Origin of the sequence: Brevundimonas sp. (genome assembly GCF_016463485.1) — a bacterium.
Lineage (GTDB): Bacteria > Pseudomonadota > Alphaproteobacteria > Caulobacterales > Caulobacteraceae > Brevundimonas.
The window spans coordinates 11,712-31,273 of sequence record NZ_JAEMRD010000002.1; the positions used below are offsets into that span (position 1 = coordinate 11,712).

Genomic DNA, 19,562 nt, shown 5'->3' on the forward strand with positions numbered 1-19,562 from the left:
GCCACCAGGGCGCGCGGAGGACAGAGGAATGACGTCAAACCCCCACGCCGACGCCCTCGGCAAGGCGACGCTCCGGCGGATCACCGGCCGTCTGATGCCGCTGTTCTGCCTGATGTATCTGATCGCCTACATCGACCGGCAGAACGTCTCCTTTGCCAAGCTGCAGATGGCCGACGCCCTGGGCATGAGCGAGGCGGTCTATGGGCTGGGCGCCGCCCTGTTCTTCATCGGCTATTTCCTGTTCGAGGCCGCCGCCAACCTGATCCTGGCAAAGGTCGGGGCTCGCGTCTGGTTCACCCGCATCATGGCGACCTGGGGCCTGATCACCATCGCGCTCGGCTTCACCGACAGCCCGGCCATGTTCTACATCCTGCGCTTCCTGCTGGGCGCGGCGGAGGCCGGCTTCTTTCCCGGCGTCCTCTATGTGCTGACACTCTGGTATCCACAGTCGCATCGCGGCCGGATGATCGGTGCCTTCATGATCGCGAGCGCCGTCGCCAACGCGGTCGGGGCCCTGATCGGCGGGGCCCTGCTGGATCTCGACGGTCTGTGGGGACTGTCCGGCTGGCAATGGGTCTTCATCGCCACCGGCATCCCGGCGGTCGCGCTGGCGCCCTATGTTCTGTTTCGCCTGCCGAACGGCCCGCAGACCGCGAAGTGGCTTGAGCCGGACCAGAAGTCCTGGATCGCCGGCGTGCTCAAGGCCGAGGACGACGCGGCCCCGGAGACCGGCCATGCCTCGCCGTGGCGAGCCATGCTGGACCGGCGTGTGTTGCTGCTGGCCGTCATGTACGTCGGCTTCCCGCTGGCGGCCTATGGTCTCAGCTACTGGCTACCGACGGTGGTGAAGGGGTTCGGGGTGTCGAACACCGTGAACGGCATGCTGAACGTCATTCCCTGGATCCTGGTCGGATTTGCCCTGTGGCTGCTGCCCCGTCATGCCGCCCGCGTCGGTCACAACGCCTGGCATATCGCCGGACCGGCGCTGGTCGGGGCAGCCTGTCTGGTGCTGAGCGTCGTCGTGCCCGGAGCCGTCGCCAAGTTCGCCCTGCTCTGCATCGCCGCCCCGGCCATCTTCGCGGCCCAGCCGGTGTTCTGGAGTCTGCCGCCGACCTTCCTGCGGGGCGCGGGGGCGGCGGCGGGGATCGCGGCGATCAACTCGATCGGCAACCTGGGCGGCTTCGTCGCCCAGACCGTCGTCCCTGCGATCAAACAGGCGACCGGCAGTGACATCCTGCCGATGCTGTTTCCGGCGGCCTGTCTGACGGTGGCGGCGGGGCTGGTCTTCGTCGTCCTGCCCCAACTCGCCCGCGCGCCGGTTCGAGACGTCAGAGCGTAACGGTCCGCCCCTCGCGCGCCGAGGTGTAGATCGCCTCGATGATCCGCATGTCGCGCAGGCCTTCTTCGCCTGAGACGATCGGCTCGGCATCGGTCATCACGCACTGCGACAGGTGGTCCAGCATGCCCGAGAACTGGTTGTTCGCCAGCGTCGGGGCCGGATGATCGACCGTCTGTCCCCCTTTGCGCAGCCGAAGGCGGTTGCCGTTGTAGGCCGTGGCCGGCTCCGCATCGAGCCAGCCGTCCTTGCCGACGACCCGGTAGCGATTATGGTTTGAGCCATAGGACGACACGCAGTTGGCGACGACGCCCGAGGGGAATTTCAGCAGGAAGTTGATCGTGTCCTCGACCTCCTTGAACCGGATGTCGGATCGGTCGGTCGATTCGATCGCCGTGACCGCGATCGGTTCCTCGCCGGTCAGATAACGGGCGGCCTGGAGGCTGTAGATGCCGATATCCATCATCGACCCGCCGCCAGCCAGGGCCCGGTTCAGCCGCCACTGTTTGGGATCGCCGATGTTGAAGCCGGTCTCGGCGGAGATTACGCTGAGCTTGCCCAGTTCGCCGGCACGTGCCATCCGGATGGCCTCGCGATTGTTCGGCTCGAAATGACTGCGATAGCCGATCATCAGCTTGCGATCGGCGGCGCGACAGGCCGCGATCATGGCCTCGGCCTCCGCCGCGGTATTGGCCATGGGCTTCTCGCACATGACATGCTTCCTGGCCGCCGCCGCGCGCAGGGTCCACTCGTGGTGCATCCCGTTGGGCAGGATGACGTAGACGATGTCGACGTCGGGATTGTCCCGGATCGTGTCGAAGGTGTCGTAGGTATAGAGGCCGCTCTCCGGCACTCCGTACTGGGCCGCATAGCGCCGCGCCTTCTCCGGTGATCCGCTGACCAGGGCCGTCACGCGCGAATGTCGGCACTCGGCGAAGCGCGGCAGGATGATGTCGGCGTACATCCCCAGGCCCATGATCGCATAGCCCAGCTTGCGCTCGGTTTGCGGCGACGCGAGCGCTGGCGTCGCCCCCAGACCCGTTGCGAGCGCGCCGAGTTTCAACAGGTCGCGGCGACTGGATGTCAGGGTCATCGTCTCATCTCCATGGGTCGGAACTGATAGTCCAGCAGCGCAAGCCGAGCGGCCCCCACCGCATGCGCCTCAACGGACCTTGACGACGGCGACGGAACGCGGCGGCAAGTCGAACACCAGCTGGCCACCCGTGACACGACCGGCGAAGGCCACCGGCCTGACGGCGTCAGGGGTGTCGAAGCTGTTGTGGCTGTCTACGGCCGGCGCGGTCAGCAGGCGCCCCTCGGCCCCCGCCGTCGCGCCTGGCAATCTGAGGGTCAGGGTCAGTGGCTTGTTCGGATCGACATTGACCAGCGACAGCCACACCGCGCCGTCCTTGTCGCGCGCCGCGACGGCGTCTGTTCGCGGCAACTGGATGTCGCCAAACGCATAGATGCCCTCGTCCAGACTGACGGGAACCAGGGTCGCGTCCTGGAACGGCACGTACAGATCATAGACATGATAGGTCGGCGTCAGGACCATCCGCGGCCCGTCGGTCAGGATCATGGCCTGCAAGACGTTGACCATCTGGGCGATGTTGGCGACCTGCACGCGATCGGCATGGCGCATGAAGATGTTGAGGTTCAACGCTGCGATGACGGCGTCTCGCATGGTGTTCTGCTGCTGCAGGAAGCCGGGGTTGCTGCCCGGGGTCGGGTCGGCCCACAGGCCCCATTCATCGACATAAAGGGCGACCTTCTTGTCGGGATCATAGCGATCCATGATCGCCGTCTGGGCCGTGACCCAGCCTTCCATCTTCAGCGTCGCCTTGATCGCCTTGGCGTATTCGTCCTCGCCGAAGCCGACGCTCGGCCCCTTGGCCTCCCAGCTGTTGGGGATGGTGTAGCCATGCAGCGAGACACCTTCGATGTCCCAGCTCCAGACCTTGTCCTTCCAGGCCTGCATGACCGTTTCGGTGTAATCCTCGTTGCCGCTGTCCCAGCCCACGGCGACGCGCTGCATGGCGTCGGGCCCGGTCTGGGCGGGGTTCAGATTGCGCGAATAGTGGGCGTACTGCTTCATCTCCTCGACATAGTGATCCGCCGACATCGCGCCGCCGCAGCCCCAGTTTTCGTTCCCCAGGCCGAGGTATTTGATCTTGTAGGGCTCGGGATGGCCGTTCGCCGCCCGCTCCTGGGCCAGGGTCGTCGGCTGGTCGGCGGTCAGGTATTCGAGCCAGTCGGCGGCCTCCTGAACCGTGCCGGATCCGACGTTCACCGACAGGAAGACCTCGGCCCCGACCTGGTCGGCGAAGTCCATGAACTCATGGGTGCCGAAGCTGTTGGGCTCGATGACATTGCCCCAGCTGGCGTTCAGTCGTGCGACCCGGTTCTCCGCGGGGCCGATGCCGTCGCGCCAGTGATACTCGTCGGCGAAACACCCTCCCGGCCAGCGGATGTTGGGAGCCTTGATCGCCCGCAACGCCTGCACGACGTCCGTGCGAATGCCCCGGACATTGGGAATGGGAGAGTCCGCGCCGACCCAGACCCCGCCGTAGATCCCGGTGCCCAGATGCTCTGCGAACTGTCCGAAGATGTTGCGATTGATGGTCGGCCCCGGCGTATCGAGATCGACCGTGATGGCGACGGGAGAGGGGGCGGCATCCTGGGCCTGCGCAGCCGAGGCGACCAGGGCGATCGCAAGGGTCGTCGCCGCAAGAGGACGTAGGCTCATGGAAATCCCGATCATTGTCTGAGCTCTCTGAAAATGACACCCGCGCGCCGGGTCAGTTCGGCAGGGTCGCGGATCCGGTGATGACGACGCTTGCGGCCTGGCCCGGCACATGGGGCAGGCCCGGTTGGCCGCCGCCTAACCACAGGCTAGCGGTACCGGCGTCGACACGTCGGACACCTGACGCGTCCACGGTGGACAGGCTTCGATTGTCGATGGTGAAAGAGACCCGACGCTGTTCGCCGGCGGCCAGGTGGATGCGTTGAAAGCCAACCAGCGAATGCTTCGGTGCGCCCGCGACATCCGGTCGGCTGAGGTAAAGCTGGACGACCTCGTCGCCGGCGCGATCCCCGGCATTGGCAACCATGACGCTGGCTTCCACCGAATCATCGGCACTCACCCGTCGCGCTGCGACCTTCGGTTCGCTGTAGGCGAACCGGGTGTAGGACAGGCCGTGCCCGAAGGGGTACAGTACCGGCCCGTCGAAATAGCGATAGGTCCGATCCTTCATGTCGTAGTCGGTGAAGGGCGGCAGATCGTCAGCCGACCTGTAGAAGGTCACCGGAAGACGCCCTGCCGGATTGACGTCACCGGCGATGATGCGGGCGACGGCATCGCCGCCCTGACCGCCCGGATACCAGGCTTCCAGGATCGCGGGCACATGGGCGTCGGCCCAGTTGACGCTGAGGGCGCTGCCGTTGATCAGAACCAGCACGACCGGCGTGCCCGTCGAATGGACCTTTTCCAGCACCGCCTGCTGGACCGCAGGCAGGTCCAGGCTGGTCCGGTCGCCGCCGGCGAAGCCGGGAACCTCGATCCCCATTTCCTCGCCTTCAAGCTGCGAGGTCAGTCCCGCAACGAAGATGACGACGTCCGCGTTTCGGGCGGCCTGCGTCGCCGCCGCGGCTCCGGGATCCGAGGGCAGGCTCCACAACAGTCCCTCATTGCCCTCGGTGGCACGCTGGAATGCCTCGACCTGGATACGATAGGTCTGGCCGCGCGACAGCTGAACCTTGCCCGCGGCGATCGATGGCCGCCAATCGACCCCCCAGGCATCGACGACGGGCTTGTCGTCGATGAAGATCCGGTACCCCCCGTTGGCGTCATACCGGAAGACGTGTTCGCCATCCTCGGACGCCTTCAGGAAGCCGGTGAAACGAACGGCACCGCTCTGCAATTCTCCCGACCACCGATAGCGGGGCTCTCCGACCGGCGTGGTCCCGATCGGAGCGGTGGCGTAGGTGCGATCCGCAAAACGTTCGAGCGTCAGGCCGCTGGTCCGGCACTCCGCATCGGCGCACAGGACGGCGTTCGGCACGGGCACCAGCGCAGGATCGATCAGGCCCGTTCCCTCGGCAAAGGTGATCTCCGCGTCGGGAAATCGACGACGAATGCCGTCCAGTATGGTCACCGGCTGTGACGGCTCCCCGTTGTAGTTGCCGACCAGGGCCGCCTGGCTGTCGGCATTGGGGCCGATCACGGCGATCCGGCGGACGTTTTCATTCAGCGGCAGCAACCCGTCGTTCTTGAGCAGGACCATGGCCGCCTCGGCCGTCGCAAGAGACAGCGCCCGCCCCGCATCCGTGTCAAAGTCGGCGGCCGTAATCGAAGGGAAGACACGGGCAGCGTCGTCGAACTGTCCCAGCCTGACCCTCGCCGTGAACAGGCGCACCAGCGACCGGTCGAGCGTCGCCTCCGACAGCAGCCCCTCCCTGACGGACCGAACGATATGTTCGCCTTCCACAGGACCACCGCAGATCAGGTCCATGCCAGCATCGAAGGCGGCGGCCACGCCCGCTTCCGGCGTGGCTGAATACCCGTGATGGTCGGGCCGATAGATGTCGGCGATCGCCTCGCAGTCGGAAACGACATAGCCGTCGAACTTCCAGTCGCGCCGCAGCCAGTCGGTCAGCAGGGACCGGCTGGCACAGGCCGGCGCACCGTCCACCGCGTTATAGGCGCACATGATCGACCCGGCATGGCCTTCGATCACGGTGGCCCGGAACGCCGGAAGATAGGTGTCAGCGAGATCGCGGGCGCTCGGGAGGATATCGTCCCGGTGGCGACTGGCCTCCGGCCCGGAATGGACGGCGAAATGTTTCGGCGTCGCGATGGTCCGGTAATACGCAGCGTCTTCGCCTTGCAGGCCGCGAACGAAGGCAACCCCCAGCCGTGCGGTCAGATAGGGGTCCTCGCCGTATGTCTCCTGACCCCGGCCCCAGCGGGGATCACGAAAGATGTTGACGTTGGGCGACCAGACCGTCAGCCCGGCGAACCAGTCGGACCCGCCGAAACGATGGCGCTCGGCCAGGTGCTTGGCGCGGAACTCGACGCCGATCAGGTCAGCGACGGCGTGGATCCTGGCGGTGTCGAACGTCGCCGCCAGGCCGATCGCTTGAGGGAACACGGTGGCATATCCCGCCGCCGCCACCCCGTGCAGCCCCTCATTCCACCAGTTGTACTCACGCACCTGAAGGCGGGGAATGGCCGGGGCGTCGTTCAGAAGTTGTGACGCCTTCTCTTCCAGACTCATGCGGGACACCAGATCGGCGGCGCGCTCGGCGGCCGGCCTGGCGCTATCCTGATAGGACGGAACAGTGGCTCCGGGCAGTTGGGCGTGCGCGTCCGGTGCCAGGACAAATGCGCCGATCAGGGTCATCCACGCAATGACGGATCCATAACGGTTGAACCCGGCACGCGCCCGTTCGCGGGCGACCGACGCAGACGTGAACCCGCCTTTCATCGCACGACGATCTCGACAAAATCTCACGATCGCCTCCCCGCCAGTGGACGAACTTTTATAGATTCAATTGTCAGACTTATGCACGTCAATTGTTGCGCAGATTTGATTTCGCGCGGCGTTCGGGAGGCCGTTCAGGGCCTTCAAAGGTGACGACCTCGCCCCGCGGGAGCGCGCAGTTCGGCGTGACCCGCAAGGCCACGCCGAACCCAGAAAGCCATGATGGAACTACGGCGTGCCCGTCGGCGCGCCGACGGCCGCAGGACAGACGGTATCGTTCTCGTTCGCTGCGAGCTGGACCTCGGAGATCGAGAGGGTCACCGCGCTCGATGCTCGCAAGGCGAAGGGCGCATCGACGGCGGCCACCCTGGCTCCAGCAGCCCGCAGGCACGACAGTTCCACCTTGATCGTCCGCCATTCACCCAGGGGTGCAGCGGCCAGGGTCGGGGTCAGATCGACCGCGCCCCCACCAATGGCGAGGCTCACAGGCCCGGCCGGTCGAGCATCGACCCGGTACCGGAAGGACAGTGCCATCTCGCCGTTGGTCTGGCGTGTCAGATCGACGGCCGGCCCCTTGATGGAAACGGATGCGGGGCCCGATCCGTCGAACACGAACTGTCGTGCGCTTTCCTGGGCCAGGTCATCGACTGCGCCCGTGGTGACATGCTTCTGCGGGCTCTCGCCATCGGCGCTGACGGCCAACTGGGCCTCGCCTCCGGCATCGCCGAGAACCAGGGTCCACGGCGCGACTAGCTTCCCATCGACCAGATACCGATCCACGCTCGAGGCGCTGGCGGTCACGCCCGAGACTTCGGACAGCTGCGGCACCGACCGGGCGGCGGCATAGGTCAGGCCATAGCCATAAGCGAACTGCGGGTCGTAGTTCGAATCACCGACGTTCAGCGGCGCGCCCGTCGCCCGGCGCGGCCAGGAGAACGATAGGGCCCCGGTGAAATCATGCCGCGCCTTGCCCTGGGCATCACCGATCAGGACGTCGGCCAGGCCTCCGCCTTCACTGCCGGGTAACCAGGCCGCGACGAAGGCGTCCGACTGGTTGATCTCGGGGTTTGTCCACAACGGGCGGCCGGACAGGAAGACCGACACCGTCGGAATACCCGCCGCCTTCAACCGGCGCAGGGTCTCCAGCGGTCCTTCGGGCCGGAAATCGAGGTCGGGAACGTCCCCCTGGAACTCCGCATACGGGGTCTCGCCGAACACCACGATGGCCACATCGGGCTTCTCGGCGAACGCGCCGTCGACGCTCAGCTGAGCCGAGCCGCCGGCCTCGGTGACCGCCGCCTTGATCCCGTCCCAGATCGACTCACCATTGGGGAAATCGGCCTTGCTGTTGCCGGTCCCCTGCCAGGTCAGGGTCCAGCCGCCTGCTGCCTGACCGATGTCGTCGGCGGATCCCGCGACCAGAACCCGGGCACCGGCGCGGATCGGCAGGACCGAGCCTTCGTTCTTGAGCAGGACCAGGGACTGACGAACGGCCTGCCGCGCCAACGCGCGGTGCTCCGGCGATCCGAGAACCTCGAGCCGACCTTCTACGGGTCGCGCCTCGCGGAACAGACCTGTCTTGACCTTGGCTCTCAGGATGCGCGTCACGGCCTCATCCAGGCGCTGTGCCGAGATCTCGCCCGAACGCGCCTGGGCCAGGGTGCTGGCGTAGAGCGGCTTCCAGCTGTCGGGGGCCATCAACATGTCGATCCCGGCGTTGACCGCAAGCGCGCAGCTCTCGTTGGTGCAGCCGGGCAGCTGGCCGTGGGCGTTCCAGTCGGACACCACGAACCCGTCGAACCCGAGCGGCCCATGCAGGACGTCGCGCAGGATGGTCGGATTGCCGGAATGTTTGACGCCGTTCCAGCTCGAGAAACTGGCCATGACCGACAGGACGCCCGCGTCGATCGCCGCCGGATAGCCACCCAGATGGATGTCGATCAGACCCTGTTCGGAACCCTGGTAATCGCCCTGATCCGTGCCGTCCTGAGTGCCGCCGTCGGCCAGATAGTGTTTGGCGGAACCCGCGATATGCCCGGGCTCCAGCGGATGGTCCGCGGAAAGCTCGCCCTGCAGGCCCAGGGTCATGGGACCTGCATAGGCACGCTGGATTTCGGGGTTCTCGCCATAGCCTTCGTAGGTCCGGCCCCAGCGGTCGTCGCGAGGCACGGCCAGGGTCGGACCGAAGGTCCAGTCCGCACCGGTGGCGGCCACTTCCAGCGCCGTCGCCTCACCGATGCGACGGATCAGTTCAGGATCGCGCGCGGCCCCGAGGCCGATATTGTGCGGGAAGATCGTCGCGCCGACGACATTGTTGTGCCCGTGGACGGCATCGATCCCATAGATCAGGGGAATGCGCGCGCCGGGCCGGGCCGCAGCCGCCGCCCGGAAGGCCCGGGCCAGATCGACCCAGGCCTGGGCGCTGGCGCGGTCATTGCCGCCGGGCGCAGAGTTGCCGCCGGCCAGGATCGATCCCAGCGGGTAGGTGGCCAGGTCCGCCGGCGTGATCGAGGCGATGTCCGCCTGGATGATCTGGCCGACCTTCTCCTCGATCGTCATAAGCTTCAGCAGGTCGGCGACGAACGCTTCCGTCGCCGGATCACTCATCGCGTCGGGTGAGGAGGCCTTGGGCCAGAGGTCGGGGTGGGCCGCCGATGCGGCCGGAACGGTCGGCGCCGCCGTCGTCTGAGCCAGCACCACACCCGGGCCACACAGCGCCGAGGTCAGCATGAGGAGAGTCGTGAATGCCCGCATTGGCTTCGTCCCTTGTCACGGGCTCCTTGGCCGGATTTCATCCGACACGGTGCCACTTGTTCAACACGTCCGGACCTGCGGATCCGAACCAATCGAGACAGCGCTATCATCAAAAAAAGATCGCTGCATCAAAATTGACAGCGTTGTCAGATCAGGCGGCCTGATGCCTCGCAACGGCGGTGTTTTCCTCGCCCTGTTCCGCATTCGTGGTCAGCGCGGAATGGATCGCTTCGACCAGAACCGCGATCTGCAACGGCTTGGCCACACATCCGTCAATTCCTGCGGCCCGATACGATTCGGTCTGGTGGCTCATGACATTGGCGGTAAGGGCGATGATCGGTGTTCGGGCCCGCCCTGCCACAGCCTCCATTTCGCGGATGGTGCGTGCGGCGGTCGGGCCATCCATGACGGGCATCTGCACGTCCATCAGGATGATGTCCCACGGCTGACCGCTCCAGGCCTCGACCGCCGCGCGGCCATCGTCGACGACCGTCAGATCGACCCCCAGCTGATGCAGCAGCGTCTTCAGGACGAGCTGGTTGACCGTGTTGTCCTCGGCGGCGAGGACCTTGAGCGTAGCCTCGGGTCGTCCGCTTTCTGCCCTTGATGCAGGCGCTTCCGCTTCGACACGTGAAAGTTCGCAACCCCGTTCAAGAGGAAGAACGACGATGAAGGCGGTCCCCTCCCTCAGCCGGGTCTCGACCCTGACCGAACCGCCCATGAGGGTCGCCAGGTCCCCGCAGATCGACAGACCCAGGCCGGTGCCGCCGAACCGTCGCGTTGTCGACGCGTCGGCCTGGGTGAATTTCTCGAACAATGAGGCCACGGCCTCTTCGCTCATGCCGATGCCGGTGTCCGATACCGTCAGAAGAAGGACGTCGCCCTCCGTATCCGCCCTGACCCGCACCTCGCCGGCCTCGGTGAATTTGAGCGCGTTGGAGATCAGGTTGTAGACGATCTGACGGACCCGCGTCGGGTCGCCGCGCCAGACACCACGCGCCCGCGCCTCGGTGACCAGACCGAACGACAGTCCCTTCTTGTTCGCCAGAGCCGTGAATGCCGCGTGTGCCCCGCGGAGCAGCTCCTCCAGGTCAAAATCAATCTCCTCCAGGACCAGTTTCCCGGCCTCGATCTTGGCCAGGTCGAGGATGTCGTTGAGGATCGCCAGCAAGGCTTCCCCGGACTGACGGACGACATCGAGACGTTCGCGTTGGACGGCCGACAATGGATCGACCTCCATGGCCTGGACCATGCCGAGCACGCCGTTCAGCGGCGTGCGGATTTCGTGGCTCATCATGGCCAGGAAGGCGGATTTTGCGCTGTTGGCCGCCTCGGCCTCGATCTTGGCCGAGCGCAGCCGGTCGGCGATGACCTCCAGTTCCAGCGCGCGTCTGGCCGCGATGGAGACGTCATGTGCGGTCACGACCCAGCCGCCCGTGATCCGGGTGGCGACCGGGTGCAAGACCCGGCCTCCGGTCGTCCGCCACTCGGCGCCCGCCGGCTCGCCCGCAGCCATCGCTGTCTGGAAGCCCTTCCTGACCGATTTGGACCAGCATCCCCCCGATTGCAGGCGATGCAGAATCTTTGACACCGGAAGGCCGGGCGATCGCATCGCCGACGGCAGACCCAGACCTGACCACAGCCGGTCGTTCATGGCGACAAGACGCAAGGACTCGTCCAGGATCATCAGACCGACGTCCGCTCCGATCAGCGCGGCCTGGGCCATGTCTGCGGTGAGGCCGGTCGTGGTGGCGGACGGGTCCGTCGAGCCTCGGTTCGCGTCACGAAGCCGGCGTGAGGGGGCAGCCAGCAGTTCGGCAGCCCCGATCAGGGCGCAGGCCGGATTGATGAGGGCCCAGGTCGACAGGCCGGTGGCGACCGGGCTCAGCCGCCCCTTGGCGTCAAACCGGGACCGAAAGGGGCTGGCCTCGAACATGGCCTGGGCTTCCACGACGAAGCGCCCTGTCAGGAAAACGCCCTGGGTGACCCCGAGCGAAAGCGCAGCCTGCCCCGCGAAATCACCCAGGATGCCCAGGAACTGGCCCACCGATCGCGCGCTGGCAGCATCGGATCCCGTCCGGGCATGCAGCAGCACCTCAAGCGGCGTCAGCGGCTCGCACACCCCACCCTCGATCTCGACCATCGCGGAATGCAGCGCGGCCAGACCTGGCCAGGAAATCAGCCGCTCATAGGAAACCCGCCCATGCACCGCCGTGAGTCGCCGCAGCAGTTCGATCTCAAGCTCATTCGAGGGTGCGAAGGCCAGGTGGCCGCCCTCGGTATCGATCACGCGCGAGCCTGAACCGTCGATGTCGATGGCGGAGACGCCCAGGCCGAAATCCGGACTGACGATCGCGTACCGGCCCACCTCCAAGCCCTGGACGGGCGGGGCGAAACGGCCGATCGACAGGGTGTCGCTGCGATCCAGCCGCGTGACGCTGCGAGCCACCGCCGCCGAATCGTTGATCAGGCGTACGCCGTTGAAGCCCAGGACGGTCTCGAAATCGCGCCCCGAGAACCGCCAGCCGGACTGGGTGATCGTCACGGTGTCGGACCCGACCGGCGCGGCGACGGCCAGGCTCAACCGGTCGGGTCGAGATCGGCCCGAGGCGGACAGGAAGCTGTCCAGAGCGTCCACCGGGGTCGCAAATCCCGTGACGGGCCGCTCGTCATAGCCTGAGAACAGCGGCCGGCCGCCCTCGAAGCCATCGAGAAACGCAAACCGGCATAGCGATGGCGTGACGTCGCCGACAATTCCCAGTGCCATGGATTCCGCCCGTATCCCTTTTTAACCATAAGCACCCACTCCGGTTAAAAATGTCTGAGTAATCACAAGCCTAGGGCGAGCACGGTTGACCCCGGCGTCTCCAGGGCGGACCTTGCCTCCCGCTGGCCGAAAGCCCGCACCACGATCAATCTGTGCTCGGCAAGAATCCGGCGGCCTCTTCGCCAATGCCTCAGGAACGGCCCCTTGATGACGTCATCCAGACGCTCGCCCGGATATCTTGCCCTGTATGCGCTCGCCTATGGCGGCGGAGCCGTCCTGTATGTCCCCCTGCTGACGCTTTTGTTGCCGCTGAAGGCAGAGCTCATCAGGCCGGACAACAAGCTGGCGCTGCTGGGTCTGATCACCGTCGGGGGCGCACTGGCGGCCAGCGTCAGCAACATAGTCGCCGGCCACCTCAGCGATCGCAGCGCAAGGCTGGGCAAGGGACGTCGCCAATGGGTCGGCGCCGGCCTCGTGTTGACGCTTCTGTCCCTCGCCGCAGTATGGGCCAGCCGGTCGGCAATCGAACTGGCGGCGGCGATGATCGCCTTTCAGCTTGTCCTGAACATCCTTCTGGCCCCCTTGGTCGCCCTGGCGGCCGACGAGGTGCCTGATGCACAGAAAGGTCTGCTGGGTGGGCTGATCGGCGCAGCCTATCCGTTCGGAGCCTTGGCCGCCGTCGTTGTCACCGCCCCGGCCGGTCTGACGGAGGGGCTTCAACTGGCATTGGTGGGCAGTGCCGGTGCCCTGGCCATCCTGCCCTTCCTGTTCCTGCGCGCCCCGATCACGGAGCAGGCTGAGATCATCGCACCGTCGAGCCGCGCCGTCGGGCGGGTGCGCAACCTCGTCACGGTCACCGCATCCCGATGGCTGGTGCAGATGGCCAGCCTGATCCTGTTCGCCTTCTTCCTTTTCTATTTCCAGAGCGTCGATCACGGCGACACCCAATTGGCGTCACGGGATCTGGCCGCACGCATCGCCTGGCTTCCCGGGATAGCGGCGGTCCTGACCGTTCCGCTCGCCATCCTTCTGGGTCGGCTGTCGGATCGCACCGGGTCGCGACGGGCTCTGCTGGCCGGAAATGCGGCGGTCGCTGTCGTGGGGCTCGCCGTCATGGCCGCGTTTCCGCAGTGGAAGCCGGCCGCCCTGGGATATCTGCTGTTCGCCTGTTCGAGCGGCGTCTTCCTGGCCCTGCAGACCACCTACGCCATGCGGATTCTGCCTTCTCCAGACCATAAGGGGCGTGACCTGGGCTTCCTGAATCTGGCCAACACCGTCCCCAGCATCTTTGGCCCGTGGCTGACCCTCACCGTCGTGACCGCCGGCGGATTCCGTCCCCTGATGCTCATTCTCGCCGTCATCACCGCCTTGGCGGGCCTGCTGATGCTGCTGGTCCGGGAACCGGCGGCTGCCGTGGATCAGACCTCTTCGCGGCAATAGCTCTCCACGAAATCCTGGTGTTTTGGCAGCGCCGAGACAGCCCGGTCGATCGAGCCCTTCAGGTCGCTCAGGGCCTTGGTCAACTGGTCGTCCGGGATCAGTTCAGCCATCCGATGATGGCCGCGCGGTCGGACCTCCTGCCCGAACAGCACCTGCATCCAGGATGCGATCCGGAACAGGTCGTCCGGCGACTGATAGGCCTGGGCGCTCTCCTCGAACAGGGCGATCCGTTCGACCAGGGTCGAGGGCACCGACATCTCGCGCTGACGCCGCCAGAAGGGCTCGGGCCGGTCGTTCAGGTGGTAGTGCAGGATGATGAAGTCGCGGATCCCCTCCAGTTCGGCGCGGGACTGGGCGTTGAAGCGCGAGACCACGGCCGGGCTGATGCCGTCGAACGGGAACTGCTGCATCAGCCGGGTCAGCCCCGTCATGATCAGGTGGATGCTGGTGGACTCCAGTGGCTCCACGAACCCGGCGGCGAGGCTCAGCGCGATACAGTTGCCCTCCCACGCGCGCATTCTCCGCCCTGTCCTGAACCGGATCAGCCCCGGCTCGATCAGCCGCTCGCCATCCAGCGCACCCAGCAGCCGCGCATGGGCCTCGTCGTCCGACAGGTGATCCGACGCATAGACCAGACCGTTACCCACACGATGCTGTAGCGGGATGCGCCAGCGCCAGCCGGCGTCGTGGGCGATGGCTCGCGTATAGGGCACGGCCGGTCCGGTCGAGGTGGTCTGCACCGCCAGCGCCCGGTTGGTCGGCAGCCAGTCGCCCCAATCCTCGAACCCCACGCCCAGAGCGTCGCCGATCAGCAGTGCGCGAAATCCAGTGCAGTCCAGGAACAGATCGCCCTCGATCCGCTGACCATCGGCCAGTACCAGGGCCTCGATCAGACCGCCCTCGGCTTCACGCTCTACGCGCGATATCCGACCCTCCACCCGCTTCAGCCCAACGGACTCGCTCCGGGCGCGCAGGAACCGGGCATAGCGGCCGGCATCCAGGTGATAGGCATAGTTCAGCCGCCCCTCGGGCCCGGTCATGAACTTGTCGGCGTCCGCCGCCTGATGCTCGAAACAGTATTCGCCCAGCTCACCGGCCAGACCGCGCCGGCGCGCATCGAGCCAGAAATGCTGGAAATCGCCCATCCAGGTCGATTTCCCGACATCGCCGAACGAGTGGATGTAGCGCGAGCCCTCACGGCTCCAGTTCTCGAACGAGATCCCCAGCTTGAAGGTGGCACCCGTGGTGCGCATGAACTCGCGCTCGTCCAGCCCCATCAGGGCATGAAAGGACCGCACCGTGGGAATGGTCGATTCACCGACGCCGACGGTGCCGATCTCCTCGGACTCGACCAGGGTCACGTCGATGAGTTGCCCCAGCTGTCGCGTCAGGACGGCGGCGGCCAGCCAGCCTGCCGTTCCGCCGCCTGCGATCACCACCCGGGTCTTTCGCTGGTCCATGGTCGGCCCTTCTATCGATTGAGTTTTTGCAGGACGCGCGCGCGCAGCCGCCTGGCCGCCCGCTCGTCCAGCGGAGCGAGATCGCCGCGCGCGGCCTCAGGCAGGTGTCCCGTCGCCTTGGCGGGCTCACCGAAGACATAGAAGTCGAAAAGCGACTTCCACGCGGCCTTCTCCGCCTCGGGGCGGCCACGCAGGCTGAGCAGGCCGTGCGTCAGGGTCGTCATCGGCGTGTCCATGAAGGCCGGCGCCGCGTTCCACCAATAGTTGATCATGGCGTTGAAATCATCCAGCGCCTCGACATTGTGCCACCACAGGGCCGGATAGAAGAGCACATCCCCCGGTTCCAGCTCAGCCACCTCACCGGCCTCGGCGGCCATGGCAAAGCGCGGGAACCGCTCCAGATCGGGCGAGGACGGATCGACCAGGCTGACGACCTGGCCCCCCGGCGTGGGCTCCAGCGGACCGGGGTAAAGATTCTCGATCTGGTCGGGCGGAAACAGGGTGAACCGCCGCCGTCCGACCAGGCAGCAGGCCAGGTTGTTCGACATGTCGAAATGGGTCGCCGCCGTCGTCCGGTTGCCCATCCAGATGCTGACCACGGGCGGATCGCGCCTGTCATCACCAGACGCTGCAAAATTCAGTCGGTTCTCCTCGCCGAGCCCCGGCAGATAGGCGTCCAGATCGGTCGACCCGATGTAGACGGACGGCGGCCGGTCGGTCCCGATCAGGGTCAGGGCGAAATCCAGATAGGCGCCGAGCGGCACCCGCTGGGCGTCAAAATTCAGCGCCTGGAGATCATCCTGATAGAAATACCGCCCGCCGATCTCCGGCGCTCCGGTATAGCCCACGACCGGTCGGCCCGCGTCGAACCCCTTCAGATAGGCGACAGCGTCGTGCGGCCCTGATCGCCCCGCCCGGGCGAGCGGCCAGTCACTTGCCAATCCCCTCAGGATCACAGGCTGCTGCGCCGCCAGCAGTCCGTCCATATCGACGACGGAGCCAGGCTCAGTCGGTACGACACGCGTCCTCCGCGTCACTCGACCGAGGTTTGCGCCGGCTTCGCTCACAGGATGCCTTTGGCCGTCTTGAGCGCGATCAGGTGTTCGATGTTGCCGAGTGAGGATACTGCCTGGATCGCCGCAACCAGCCACCCGGCGCGGTGAAGGGCATCCAGCGCTGCCCCGTCCAGGCGGTCCAGACGCTCCCGTGAGAGGGTATGCACGCCGTCGAGGTCGTAGCGGTCGCCCTCCCCGACCGTGATGTCGATGGCGACCGGCTCGATCAGCCCTGCGGCCTCGAAGGCCGCAAACATCGACGCCTCGCGCTCCAGCCCGTCATAGACGACCGACAGCGCATCGCTGGCCCGGTCGAGACAGGGTGCCGCCCCGCCGTGACGCAGGAAAACAGGGTCACCTGCGTCGTCCTTCAGACGCGGATGATCCAGATCGACATTGATCTTGGCCTCGCGCCCGGGTCCGTCCGTCGCGGCCTGCAAGCCGATCGAGAAAGGTCCCCGACGGTGGGCGGCCGGCACATAGCGCGCGCGCCATTCGTCGCCGCTGAGAAAAAGGTTCTCGTCCCGATCCAGACCCAGCAGCGCGACGGAATAATAGGCTCCCGCAGCATCCCGGCGGAACAGGATCGGATACTCACGCTGAAGCGCCTCGAACTCGGCGGGGAAGACGCGCGCCTGGTTCACGGCGTCTCCGAACTGAACCCCATACCCCCCACGGACGCGTAGGTCCGCATGGTCGATGTTGTTCAGAAGCACGATACTCGTCACAGGCGGACCCTCGTCGGCTGTGGAAGATGATCCGGTCCGCGGCTCATGGCAATCGGACCGGGTGCGCAAAAAAAAGAGGGGCCGCCGACGAGCGGCGGCCCCAGAACCGTATGCGATTGGGTCAGAAGCGCATACGGGCGCCGAGGAGGTAGCGCGGTTTCAGCTCTTGGGCGAACCAGAGATTCGTCTCGTCACGGCCGTGGGTTCTCACCGTCTCGCTGGTCAGGTTGATGCCTTCGAACGAGATGGCGATGTTCTCATTCACGTCGTAGCTGACGTTCATGTCCAGTGTGCCGAAGGGCTCGGTGAACACCGGGTTCCTGTCGCCACCGCCACGGTTGGTTTCGCTGAGGTACTTGTCGCGCCAGTTGTAGGCGACGCGGGCGGAGAAGCCGTACTTGTCGTAGATCAACGTCACGTTGCCGCTGTTCGACAGGCCCAGCAGGGCGAACTGATCGATGCTGGGGTCGGCACCGACATCGATGTCCACGTCGCCGTTGACGATCGTGTAGGAGCCGGCGATGCCGAAGCCGGTGTCACCCAGGAAGTACTGACCGGCGAACTCGAAGCCGTTGATGTTGGCTTCCTGCTGGTTGACCGGCTGGGACACCGCGACCTGGAACAGCGGGTCATTGGCGTCGGCGGAGATGTCGACGGCGGCCAGGGTGGAGTCGACGAAGGCCTGGTTCAGCGACCGGTTGGGTCCGGTGCGCTGGGCCTCGAACTGAGCCGTTGCAGCGGCGACGTTACCATTGTTGCGGATCAGCAGCGCCGTGTAGGTGAACAGGTTAACGTCCGAGATGTCCGCGCCCAGGGTGGTCAGCTGGGTGCGCGCCGTTCCCGACCGCGAGCCGACGGCTCCCGACGAGGGGTCACGCAGACCGAACAGGTTGCGGGTGAACTGACCCTGACCGATGAAGTTGCGGACCTGTTTGTCGAAATAGCCGATCGACACATAGCTGGATGGGGCGAAATACCATTCCGCCGAGAAGTCGATGTTGTCCGACAGCAGCGGCTGCAGGTTCGGGTTGCCCGAGTTGCCGGTGGCGACGCCACCGATCGCAGTCGGACGTCCCGGCGCGTTGATCGTACTGGCCGCGAACAGATTGCCGAAGTCAGGACGGGCCAGGGTACGGCCGAACGATGCGCGCAGCTTGACGTCTTCGCGGGGCTCGATCGAGAAGTCCAGGGCCGGCAGCCAGTAGTCATAGCTGCCCTCACCGCTGATCGGCTGGACCTGGGCCCCCACGATACGGGTGAAGTCGTTATCGGCAGTCCAGCGGATCTCGGTCGGAACGGCGACCAGCGAGGTCGAAAGGACATCCGTCGATTCGTACCGGATACCCGCCGTCATCGAGGCCGGCATGGTGCCGATCTCGCCATCCCACGACATCTGTCCGAACACGGCGAAGGTCTCTTCCTCGACCGTATTGAAGTCCTGGCCGGTAATAGAGTTCGCGTTGCCGGGATCGGCCGTGTTGTTGAAGGGATTGCCGTCGCGGGCATAGACCGCTGACAAGGCATTGTAGATATCGACCGCATTCCCGCGGAAGCCCACCAGCGACGCGCCGGTAGAACCGGGATTGAAGCTGTCGAACTGGCAGGTGATGCAGAACTCCTCCAGCAGGCCTGCCGCGAAGCGATTGACGTCGCCCGGGTTGGTAATGCCCCAGTCGCCCAACGTCTGTTGGGTCTGGGTGCGCTGGCTCGTCATCTCGGAATTGATGTAGTTGGCACCGAAGTCGAACCGGCTGCCACCGCCGAAGTCATAGGTGCCGACGGCGTGCAGTTCCTTGATTTCCTGGCGCTGCTGCGAGGCGTTGGTTCGGGCGATCTGCGATCCGATGTCACCGATGTCGAGGCGACCGTTGTTGTTGCCGCGCAGCGCATCGTTGATGGTCATCGTCTGGACCGGGAAGCCGCTAGAGTAGTCGACCGAGTGCGCGGCAACAATGGGAGCGCCCAGGCTGATCAGGGTCGAAGAGGTGCCGTTCGGCGCGTCGGGCAGGCTCTCGGCCGTCGACATGTGACCGTCGATGTTGATCGAGAAATTGTCCGACAGGTCCCATTTCGCGTTCAGGCCGAACGACTCCAGGGTGTCCTTGGTCGCGCGATACTGTTGCTCGAAGCCGGTGTCCTTGACGCCGCTGATGTTCTCTTGCAGGAACACAGTGGTGGCGACGTCGGCGTTCGTGTCGAACGTCACCTGGCGGAAGGGACGGTTGAACCAGTTGGTCTGGTCGGACCGCGCCTCGGTCGTGCTGTTCTGGGCGTACAGAACGTCGGCCGTCAGCGTCAGGGTATCCATCGGACGCCACTGGAACACGGCCTGGCCGTTGATCCGTTCGCGGGTTGATTCCGAGAAGTGGTAGCGGCTGTCGTTCGGAACCGCGATCAGCTGGTTGGTGGCCGGACGGTTCGTCACCGTCGTCTGGGCGTTCACGAAGCCGTTGGCCGGATCGAGGAAGACGTCGCGGGTGCGGATGTTCCAGGCGTTGGACGTGGCGCTGGCGGCGGCGCTGTCGCGGCTCTGGTAGCT

Annotated in this window: 11 protein-coding genes; 2 read left to right on the forward strand and 9 right to left on the reverse strand. The window is 65.8% G+C overall.

Going from position 1 to position 19,562, the window contains the following annotated elements:
- The first annotated feature begins 28 nt into the window (after nucleotides 1–28).
- A complete protein-coding gene (locus JHC99_RS00840; protein ID WP_292151575.1) occupies nucleotides 29–1,339 on the forward strand; it encodes an MFS transporter in 1,311 nt (436 codons plus the stop codon).
- Here the strand turns inward: JHC99_RS00840 and JHC99_RS00845 are convergent.
- The 5 genes from JHC99_RS00845 to JHC99_RS00865 all read right to left on the reverse strand — a co-directional run bounded on the left by JHC99_RS00845 (nucleotide 1,329) and on the right by JHC99_RS00865 (nucleotide 12,340).
- A complete protein-coding gene (locus JHC99_RS00845) occupies nucleotides 1,329–2,429 on the reverse strand; it encodes a Gfo/Idh/MocA family oxidoreductase (protein WP_292151576.1) in 1,101 nt (366 codons plus the stop codon). The genes JHC99_RS00840 and JHC99_RS00845 overlap by 11 nt on opposite strands.
- Before the next feature lie 69 nt (nucleotides 2,430–2,498).
- Nucleotides 2,499–4,082, reverse strand: coding sequence for an alpha-L-arabinofuranosidase C-terminal domain-containing protein (locus JHC99_RS00850; protein ID WP_292151577.1), 1,584 nt, complete (start codon nucleotides 4,080–4,082; stop codon nucleotides 2,499–2,501).
- A 52-nt stretch (nucleotides 4,083–4,134) separates the two neighbouring features.
- Entirely contained in the window at nucleotides 4,135–6,822 is a 2,688-nt protein-coding gene (locus tag JHC99_RS00855; protein WP_292151578.1) for a glycoside hydrolase family 3 protein, read from the reverse strand.
- Nucleotides 6,823–7,047: 225 nt separating this feature from the next.
- The gene (locus tag JHC99_RS00860) at nucleotides 7,048–9,549 is read right to left on the reverse strand and encodes an exo 1,3/1,4-beta-D-glucan glucohydrolase (protein ID WP_292151579.1); all 2,502 of its coding nucleotides are present in this window, start codon (nucleotides 9,547–9,549) and stop codon (nucleotides 7,048–7,050) included.
- Between the two features lie 175 nt (nucleotides 9,550–9,724).
- A complete protein-coding gene (locus JHC99_RS00865; protein ID WP_292151580.1) occupies nucleotides 9,725–12,340 on the reverse strand; it encodes a glucokinase in 2,616 nt (871 codons plus the stop codon).
- A 207-nt stretch (nucleotides 12,341–12,547) separates the two neighbouring features.
- Between JHC99_RS00865 and JHC99_RS00870 the strand changes: the two genes are divergently transcribed.
- Nucleotides 12,548–13,780 (forward strand): MFS transporter, encoded by a 1,233-nt coding sequence (locus JHC99_RS00870; protein WP_292151581.1) that lies wholly within the window; start codon nucleotides 12,548–12,550, stop codon nucleotides 13,778–13,780.
- Here the strand turns inward: JHC99_RS00870 and JHC99_RS00875 are convergent.
- The 4 genes from JHC99_RS00875 to JHC99_RS00890 form a co-directional block, all read right to left on the reverse strand.
- Nucleotides 13,759–15,240 carry a tryptophan halogenase family protein gene (locus JHC99_RS00875; protein WP_292151582.1) on the reverse strand — a complete coding sequence of 494 codons (1,482 nt, stop codon included), beginning with the start codon at nucleotides 15,238–15,240 and terminating at the stop codon, nucleotides 13,759–13,761. The genes JHC99_RS00870 and JHC99_RS00875 overlap by 22 nt on opposite strands.
- Nucleotides 15,241–15,251: 11 nt before the next feature.
- A complete protein-coding gene (locus JHC99_RS00880) occupies nucleotides 15,252–16,226 on the reverse strand; it encodes a cupin-like domain-containing protein (RefSeq protein ID WP_292151583.1) in 975 nt (324 codons plus the stop codon).
- Between the two features lie 77 nt (nucleotides 16,227–16,303).
- Nucleotides 16,304–17,023, reverse strand: a complete 720-nt coding sequence (locus JHC99_RS00885) for a SapC family protein (RefSeq protein WP_292151584.1) — start codon at nucleotides 17,021–17,023, stop codon at nucleotides 16,304–16,306.
- Between the two features lie 121 nt (nucleotides 17,024–17,144).
- A partial coding sequence (locus JHC99_RS00890) for a TonB-dependent receptor (RefSeq protein WP_292151585.1) occupies nucleotides 17,145–19,562 on the reverse strand: 2,418 nt, incomplete at its 5' end.

Bases quoted from the DNA above. Each gene is read 5' to 3' on its own strand.
- JHC99_RS00840 (WP_292151575.1), top strand. From the start codon at position 29: ATGACGTCAAACCCCCACGCCGACGCCCTCGGCAAGGCGACGCTCCGG.
- JHC99_RS00845 (WP_292151576.1), bottom strand. From the start codon at position 2,429: ATGACCCTGACATCCAGTCGCCGCGACCTGTTGAAACTCGGCGCGCTC.
- JHC99_RS00850 (WP_292151577.1), bottom strand. From the start codon at position 4,082: ATGAGCCTACGTCCTCTTGCGGCGACGACCCTTGCGATCGCCCTGGTC.
- JHC99_RS00855 (WP_292151578.1), bottom strand. From the start codon at position 6,822: ATGAAAGGCGGGTTCACGTCTGCGTCGGTCGCCCGCGAACGGGCGCGT.
- JHC99_RS00860 (WP_292151579.1), bottom strand. From the start codon at position 9,549: ATGCTGACCTCGGCGCTGTGTGGCCCGGGTGTGGTGCTGGCTCAGACG.
- JHC99_RS00865 (WP_292151580.1), bottom strand. From the start codon at position 12,340: ATGGCACTGGGAATTGTCGGCGACGTCACGCCATCGCTATGCCGGTTT.
- JHC99_RS00870 (WP_292151581.1), top strand. From the start codon at position 12,548: ATGACGTCATCCAGACGCTCGCCCGGATATCTTGCCCTGTATGCGCTC.
- JHC99_RS00875 (WP_292151582.1), bottom strand. From the start codon at position 15,240: ATGGACCAGCGAAAGACCCGGGTGGTGATCGCAGGCGGCGGAACGGCA.
- JHC99_RS00880 (WP_292151583.1), bottom strand. From the start codon at position 16,226: ATGGACGGACTGCTGGCGGCGCAGCAGCCTGTGATCCTGAGGGGATTG.